8 protein-coding genes and 1 pseudogene are annotated in these 7,027 nt (G+C 51.2%); 2 read left to right on the top strand and 7 right to left on the bottom strand.

Annotated features, from left to right (window positions below; genetic code table 11):
• Nucleotides 1-49: 49 nt before the first annotated feature.
• The 6 genes from radC to BN1044_RS23595 form a co-directional block, all read right to left on the bottom strand.
• Complete coding sequence (radC, locus tag BN1044_RS12830; protein ID WP_072309042.1) at nucleotides 50-529, bottom strand: RadC family protein; 480 nt, start codon at nucleotides 527-529, stop codon at nucleotides 50-52.
• 11 nt (nucleotides 530-540) lie between these two features.
• Nucleotides 541-1,002: an antirestriction protein gene (locus BN1044_RS12825; RefSeq protein ID WP_247650328.1), complete on the bottom strand. Its 462-nt coding sequence runs from the start codon at nucleotides 1,000-1,002 to the stop codon at nucleotides 541-543.
• A 97-nt stretch (nucleotides 1,003-1,099) separates the two neighbouring features.
• Nucleotides 1,100-1,921: a DUF932 domain-containing protein gene (locus BN1044_RS12820; RefSeq protein ID WP_072309040.1), complete on the bottom strand. Its 822-nt coding sequence runs from the start codon at nucleotides 1,919-1,921 to the stop codon at nucleotides 1,100-1,102.
• Between the two features lie 209 nt (nucleotides 1,922-2,130).
• Complete coding sequence (locus BN1044_RS12815) at nucleotides 2,131-2,457, bottom strand: hypothetical protein (RefSeq protein WP_139130940.1); 327 nt, start codon at nucleotides 2,455-2,457, stop codon at nucleotides 2,131-2,133.
• A 147-nt stretch (nucleotides 2,458-2,604) separates the two neighbouring features.
• The gene (locus BN1044_RS12810; RefSeq protein ID WP_072309038.1) at nucleotides 2,605-3,189 is read right to left on the bottom strand and encodes a DUF4234 domain-containing protein; all 585 of its coding nucleotides are present in this window, start codon (nucleotides 3,187-3,189) and stop codon (nucleotides 2,605-2,607) included.
• Nucleotides 3,190-3,224: 35 nt separating this feature from the next.
• Nucleotides 3,225-4,553 (bottom strand): hypothetical protein, encoded by a 1,329-nt coding sequence (locus tag BN1044_RS23595; RefSeq protein ID WP_072309037.1) that lies wholly within the window; start codon nucleotides 4,551-4,553, stop codon nucleotides 3,225-3,227.
• A gap of 410 nt (nucleotides 4,554-4,963) precedes the next feature.
• On the opposite strand from BN1044_RS23595, the gene BN1044_RS12800 reads away from it, so the two are divergent.
• Nucleotides 4,964-5,317 (top strand): hypothetical protein, encoded by a 354-nt coding sequence (locus BN1044_RS12800; protein WP_072309036.1) that lies wholly within the window; start codon nucleotides 4,964-4,966, stop codon nucleotides 5,315-5,317.
• A gap of 122 nt (nucleotides 5,318-5,439) precedes the next feature.
• Here the strand turns inward: BN1044_RS12800 and BN1044_RS12795 are convergent, their stop codons facing one another.
• A complete protein-coding gene (locus BN1044_RS12795; protein ID WP_072309035.1) occupies nucleotides 5,440-6,336 on the bottom strand; it encodes a GTPase family protein in 897 nt (298 codons plus the stop codon).
• Between the two features lie 100 nt (nucleotides 6,337-6,436).
• Between BN1044_RS12795 and BN1044_RS12790 the strand changes: the two are divergent.
• Nucleotides 6,437-7,027: pseudogene (locus tag BN1044_RS12790) on the top strand (hypothetical protein); the annotation flags it as partial.

Below are 7,027 nucleotides of genomic sequence, written 5' to 3'. Positions count from 1 at the left end.
TCATCGCCTGACGTTTACTGATAATTTTCATGAGCGCTTTCTCCTTTGACTATAGCCATCCCCGTTCCGTGAATGACACAACCGCCATCCCACCGATAACCCAATGGTCAAGTAGACGTATTTCGACCAGGTCCAGTGCCTGCTTGAGCCGTGTTGTTATCTGGCGGTCAGCGTGGCTGGGTTCTGCTTCATGGGAAGGATGGTTGTGGGCCACGATAATGGCCGCCGCATTATGCTTTAGGCTGGATTTCACGACTTCGCGGGGATGGATTTGGGTATGGTTGATAGTGCCGGTGAAGAGGGGTTCGTGGGTAATGAGACGGTTCTGGTTATCGAGGAATAGAACGACAAAAGCTTCTCGCTCGAGCCCAGCCATGTGTAGGCGTAGCCAGTCACGTGCGGCGGTGGTTGAGGTAAATGACGCGCCGGGTTCGCGTAACTGGCGCTCCAGCAGGGTTAAGGCTTTCCGGATGGTTTTCTGTTCTGATGGTGCTAGTGTGGCGGCAAACAGCGGGAGTTGTTGTTCCATAGCACCTTATCTCAATCGATGATACGCATAATGGCCTGACATTCAGGGTGGCTGAGAGCATAGTCCCGCAGTCGGTAATAGTGCTCGGTCATGGCCTCGCACCCGGTACGGCAGGCATGGTGGCTATAGGTCATCAGACAGGCAGCTATTCCCGCCGCCTCAGCCCCCATGTCAGCGCGGTTGCCGTTCATGGCGTTGAATAATGCCCACGCGTCATCGCAGTCCTCGTCAGACTCAGGCGCCATAAACGCCCCGCCGTTGCTTAGCGTGTAGAACAGCCAGATACCGCCGGAATAATCAGCGCAAAATCGGTCCATCCAGCCAAAGATACGCGGTTCCAGGGTGATCCACTGTGGTATGCTGCCGAAATGTTGCGGCCAGAAGCTTCCACGCAGTTCGTCCGGGACGAGGGTTGCCGTCAGAGCTGGCGTAGTATTGCCAGCCAGTAATGAATGAGGGGTATTGAGGGGCATCGTGTGGGGCATTGGATTTTTCCTCTAAGCATGAATGTGTTGAATGAAAAATGATGGAAGGCATGAATGTGGGCGGATGTCGTGGGAGGGATGCAAGTTACTGGCGCAATAGGTCCATCATGTTCTCGGCCATCACCCAGAGAGCCCGATTTAATTTAACGTCGCCATCGATGCCGTTAATGGCACGAGTGTGGGTGCGTTTGCCTTGTGCGGTGCGGCCGCTTAGCCCGCCTTTCACGAGGGATTCCTGAATTCGCTGGTATGTGGTCCATAGGTCGTTCTGCCTGTCTTCATACCGTCGTGGCGTCAGCACCTGCGATGCGGTCACCGGCTGATGTTCTTCTCCAAAACGGTAGGTTAGTGCGGCATGCGCCAGTGCCTGCTGCGCCGGTGGGGGTAACAGCAGCGACTGCATGGCTTCACGTTTCTCCTCCACTTGGTCAAAGACACCCAGCACCTCGTAAGCGCCTTCAATGACCTTCTCCACCACGTTACCCCGGTGTGGAACACGGATTTCACCCAACGACTGTCCGCAGACCAGTGAATTGGTACAGATGCTTCGGAAGTACCCAGGCAAAAGCTGAAAACTAGACTCGCCGCCGTGCGAATTGAGGATGATGATTTCGGGGACCTGTTGCCCTGTGATTTGCCCCGATTTACGCAGGCGCAGCAGATGCTTGGTGTGCTCGCGACGGCTTGGGTCACGTACACGGGATTGGCAGGCAAAGAACGGCTCAAACCCTTCACGCTGTAGATTCTCCAATAAGGTAATAGTCGGGATAAACGTGTACTTGTCGCTTCGAGAGATGTGTTTGTCCTCACCAAAGACACTGGGAACGTAATGCATCAGTTCTTCATGGGTTAACGGACGGTCGCGGCGGATTTGATTCACCGCACCAAAACGGCTGGCTAATCGCATGATGTGTTTCCTTATTAAGCGGTATAAAAGCAAAAAGCCCCGCATCCAAAAAGGAAACAGGGGCTTCGCGTAGCGGTGGTATCTGCTGGGGCAGGGGCGCCGGGGCCATCGCGATGATGAGCCCAGAGAATGCTCGTTTCTGGAGCATAAAAGTAAAAGCCCATACCTCATATGCCGATATGGGCCCGATGATGGCAACCGATGAGCTATCAGCGGCCCATATACAGGACTTCAGCGCCGACGGTGCTTCCACCCTCATTGACCAGAACGCGGACACGGTCATAAGTGTGATAGCCAGGGTTAAATCCCTCCCACTGCAGAACACGAAGTTTATGCCCTGGCTTCACGGGGTCTTTCATTCCCGGAATGACTTCAAACGTGGACCAGTCAACATCACGGGCATCATTACCGGTCACGGCTTCATAGGCTTTTTGCGCCGTCTGCGTGGCGGTCTGTACGGTTGTAGCATCAACTTGGGCCAGTGCAGGGGCTGACATCAACACGCTGATGACGATGAGCATGCTCAGTTTTTTCATACCAGTATCCTTATTGATGTGTTGCGCTATATCGTCTTCACTGACGTTATCATGGCGAATGCTATTTCTTTCATAGAACCCATTCATAGGTGTTTTCCGATGAGATGAATAAGCGCCCTCATGCCTGAGAAGCTGAGGGCCAAAAGATTACTGTGGCTGTTCCGGGGTTTGTGGCTGTGACGTCTGCGATAACGGTGAGGGTTGTTGTTCCTGAGTGTCATTTGGGCCAGGGTGTGGCCTGCCGTGGATAATGTGGTGTTTTTCTAAAGCGTCCGGCATCGCGTTAATACAATAGTTAATGTAGAAAACATGGAACAACACGGTCCATGCCGGATTCATCTTAAGCTCAAAGCGAAATTGCATGAGCGCATACTGCTGTAAGGCGGCCCGAGCTTTGAACGCCCATACAACCATCAAAACAAACCAGGCGAATGAAATCAGGCCAGCAATCCCTGACATCGTTGCAGCGGTATCATCATAGGCATAACCATACTCATTGAGCTGAAGAGGAAACATGAGGTGGAGGAGAATGGAGACCCCGGCACAAACGGCCATCCAAATAACCAGGACTCGTGAGGCGAAGCGCTGCCCAACCTCATCCATCATTGCATCCTGGTTTTTATACAGCCACATCAGCGGGTAAATCCCGTACGTGGCGGCGGATAGCAAGACAAAATGCCAAGTCGGTGTTTTCAGTGTTTCTTTTAATGTTGAAATGGTTCGTGCGTGCATAAACGGTTTCCTTGTTATAAATGAACGTGGTGTGATTAATGTGTTGTGAAATACTCGCCCATCTTTTCACTATCGAGATGGCTATCGCTGGACAGAGAGGTCGTATCCAGATTTAAGGGGGTCGTGCACTCATGCGATGAAATCAGGTCGCCATTTTTATAGACCTGCACCCCATAGAACTCCGCATGCCCCGTGTCTTTACTGAGCAATACATAGTCATATACGCCCTTATTGAATCGAGTATAACGCGCCGACCCCATGCCCAGTTGGGCGTAATAGTGGAAGGCTTTCACACCGAACAGCCCCTCTTTAAGCTCAAGTTCGGTTTTGTCATTCCTGTCGGTATAGCGATAACGATAATCCTGACTATCGGCGGCATAGACACTGACGTGCTTGCCATTATCGAGCGTGCAGAAGGCGTTAATGGGATTGGTGACGGTCGACGGTGGTGGTACCTGAACCGGCGTAGAGGGTGTTGAAGATACTGATGGCGTTGGTGAGACTCTGTCCTTACTGATGGCATAACCCACGCTGCCGTCTGGGCTAATCTCAACATCCACATCGGAAATCACCCCCGTATCGGGTTGTGTCGTGGTATAGCGGATAACGCGCACGACCTCGCCGTTAAGGGTTTTATCCGGTTGATGTATGCGCTCCCAGACCTGTTCGTCTGCTTTGCCTTTGGGATATGAAATCAGCCACGTGGACTTTGCCCTTGCCAGCGCTTGTGCATAGATATCAGCGGTCAGTGCCACCAGCTCTGGCGCTAATGGTGCTACACCGGGCACACGTTCAGGTCGTGTCGTTGGCTTGGCCGTCACGGGCTCAGGCGGATGTGATGCTTTATACTGCTGATTGAGGTCATCAAGGGTCAGTGAAGGTTTATTGTCAGCCACAGCAGAGGCTGTGGGGCGTTGCTCTGTGCGATGAGGAAGAAAAGCCCGACAGGCTTGGGTAAAGTTTCCTTTGCTGAAATGAGAGGACTGGCCCTCAATCGTCACCTTGGCCCCCATTAACCCCGTGAACGCTTTCATGGCTTTGACTGACAGCGCCTGCGCACTCTGCTCCCCTTGCCCCATCGGTGTCCCCACGATGGTAAACGTGTGGTTACTCGTCGCACGGTTACACAATAGGGTGGCTGGATAGCGATGCCCATCGATATCAATATCCGTAAAGCGCGTGCCGAACTCATCAAGGCGAGGAGCACACCCACCTTCCATGTTCATAAACACGACGTTCTCACGGGCCACCACCGCCGTAGCGTTTTCTTCACGGCTGAGGGCCTGGCACTTATTGCCCGTCACCTCCCAGTTATCCGCAAAATAACCACAACCGGTCAGCGCAGCCACGCCGGTGATTATCATTAAAAACTGCCGACCTCTTTTTATTGTCAGCGCCCGGGTTACACACATACCGGTACCTCCCTCATAACGTGTCCTTCTGTTGGGTAGATGAAATATCATGACGCGCGAAAGACGTGCATCAGCGGCTGATTCGAGCCACCGTGATAGACGTCTTTTTAGACGCCCACAATCACGCCGAAAGCCCTTACTTTTTGATTGGTTAAAGCAATGAATGATGCATTATCAAACGGCATATTGATAGATAATAACGATCGATATGCGATTATTGATCGTTATTGTAGATCAATGTATTCTTTTTTATCATCACGGCACATTTGAATGTGTGGGATTTTGTTCCCACCATGTTGTTTTGAGGAAAAACATCGTGGGCTTAACCAACAACCGTACTCAGGATAAACAGGAGATATCAGATGTCAGAAAACTTACAGATTGCGTCTTTTAATGCGGATTCACTGACAAAAGAAGAACTAAAGGATTTGCTTCATGACAGAAAAAGTTTCGATATTACGAACGTGACCGACATTAGCGAAACAGTAAAACGCGTGGAATTCGAGATAGAACATCAGGAAAAGAATCTGTCCTGCCGCGTATACACGGAGTACAGAAGCAGCGCAGTGGCGGGCTCTCTATGGTCACCAACAGCGGTGTTGGGTGCCGTCAGTGCCGTAGCCATTGGTGCTCATAATCTGGCGACATGGAACCCTGACTATGAGATTGGTAAAAACTACGTCACCCGAACGTTGTCAGTCAGATATAAAAAATAGTCCCGCATTAACGGTTACCACCCTCTGAGGCTGCGCCTGTCTCCCGCGATGATTTATGTCATGCGCCCAATAGAAAAGGCACCTGATGGCAATATTCAGGTGCTGCTTTTAAATCCTCTCTTTCAGCCAAAGTAACGGTCCCACAGTCGCATGGCGAACCGAACCAACTTTCTACGTAGCCGCCGGAGTATCACCGCCCAACCAAGAGGATAATTGCTGGGATAAATCACCATATCGAACGCGATACCGGCCATATCACCAAAGGCTTGGCGTACCGTAGCCTCCGCCTCCTTTGTTTTGTTTTCGGGTTTTAGCTGACTGTAAACCGCACTGCTGGCCTGAGGAGGAAGCGCGTGCACCATCAGTGCCACAAATGCCGGCAGGTTGTAGCCGGTATGTGCCGACACCGCCATGACCGGGAACGAGGAGGGAAACTGGCTCGCGGTCTGCGTGCTGACCACCGCCAACGACAATAACTGTGTGGGTGAGGGCGCCGCTTGTTTTTCGTCCCATTCATGGACTGGCGAAATACGGTCAGCCTGTGTGAGCACAAACAGAAAGCGTGCTGGGTCAGCACCGTATTCGAGCAACCGACGATGTGTGGCAATATCCACTGAACGCGCACGGTCATCAGCGCGTAATACCCAGATAATCAGGTCAAGCTCAGCCAATCGTTCGCGATAAAGGACCTGATACTCGTCATCATATTCCGGTGTTTCACCGATACCGGGCAAATCAACCAACGTCATGCTGCGTTCACCCACAGTGAATACAAGACGCTGGGGAATACGTGTACAGGCGGTTAAATCATGAGTCAGGCAGACAGGTTGCTGAAATAACGCATTACACAGGCTACTTTTGCCAGCCCCTGAGCTTCCCATCATGCCAATCACGGGCTCATAGTTAATAGACTGTTTAAGGTGAGCAAGAATGCGTTCAGTGCTATCGTGCGGTAATAGCGTAAGGCAGGGCTCTAGCGTATCGATGGCATGTGGCCGACTCTTGAAGGGATGAGACATGGTAACTCCTGTGGAAAATGATACCGAAAGACAGGTTTCTCGGCGATTCACATGAGTAATATGGTCGTGAAATTTTCTAGGTTATGGGGTAACGGTCTTAATGGACGACGAAAAAGCCAGTTTTCAGCAACGACGTCTTAAAGAAGAAAAAAACGAGCAGCGATCGAGAGAGATCAGAAAGGGTAAGGCCTGGCTCAGTGTGCAGAGGATGCTTAAACGTAGTGGTAAAACTTGCTCACTGAGGGTCTCTGATGACAGAACGAACGCGGGAGACACATCGTTTGATATTGATACCGTTCGCCATCTCTATTTACTTCAGCTGGCTGCTGGTCAGATAAAGAGCTATACAGAGCTTTCATCCTGGGTAGAGATTTGTGAAATTCAGACTCGTCCACCCCTGTTGGCGCCATGGATAACGTCACACATCATTGTCCCACGATTGATTAGACGTAAGGCGCACGCCTTTCGGCAGGTGCTTACAACAAACGTTGAGGATCTGCCATGGCAAAGTGAAACATTGGTCCATGAATTTTCTGGAGGACTGTATGCTGCGCTGTGTCACGTACATAAAACGAAAGCATATGTCGATGAGATAATTGCGCGTTTTCCGTTAACCAGGCAGGAGATGTTATTTGATCCTTACTTGGATGTAGGGGCATACCGTAGCATTGGATTGAGCAAAGCACCCTCG

Origin of the sequence: Hafnia alvei (assembly GCF_900095695.1) — a bacterium.
Classification (GTDB): Bacteria; Pseudomonadota; Gammaproteobacteria; order Enterobacterales; family Enterobacteriaceae; genus Hafnia; species Hafnia alvei_B.
This window is presented reverse-complemented; position numbering and strand designations above follow the sequence as displayed.

Coding starts and splice junctions, on each gene's coding strand:
- radC (WP_072309042.1), bottom strand. CDS start 529: ATGGAACAACAACTCCCGCTGTTTGCCGCCACACTAGCACCATCAGAA.
- BN1044_RS12825 (WP_247650328.1), bottom strand. CDS start 1,002: ATGCCCCTCAATACCCCTCATTCATTACTGGCTGGCAATACTACGCCA.
- BN1044_RS12820 (WP_072309040.1), bottom strand. CDS start 1,921: ATGCGATTAGCCAGCCGTTTTGGTGCGGTGAATCAAATCCGCCGCGAC.
- BN1044_RS12815 (WP_139130940.1), bottom strand. CDS start 2,457: ATGAAAAAACTGAGCATGCTCATCGTCATCAGCGTGTTGATGTCAGCC.
- BN1044_RS12810 (WP_072309038.1), bottom strand. CDS start 3,189: ATGCACGCACGAACCATTTCAACATTAAAAGAAACACTGAAAACACCG.
- BN1044_RS23595 (WP_072309037.1), bottom strand. CDS start 4,553: ATGATAATCACCGGCGTGGCTGCGCTGACCGGTTGTGGTTATTTTGCG.
- BN1044_RS12800 (WP_072309036.1), top strand. CDS start 4,964: ATGTCAGAAAACTTACAGATTGCGTCTTTTAATGCGGATTCACTGACA.
- BN1044_RS12795 (WP_072309035.1), bottom strand. CDS start 6,336: ATGTCTCATCCCTTCAAGAGTCGGCCACATGCCATCGATACGCTAGAG.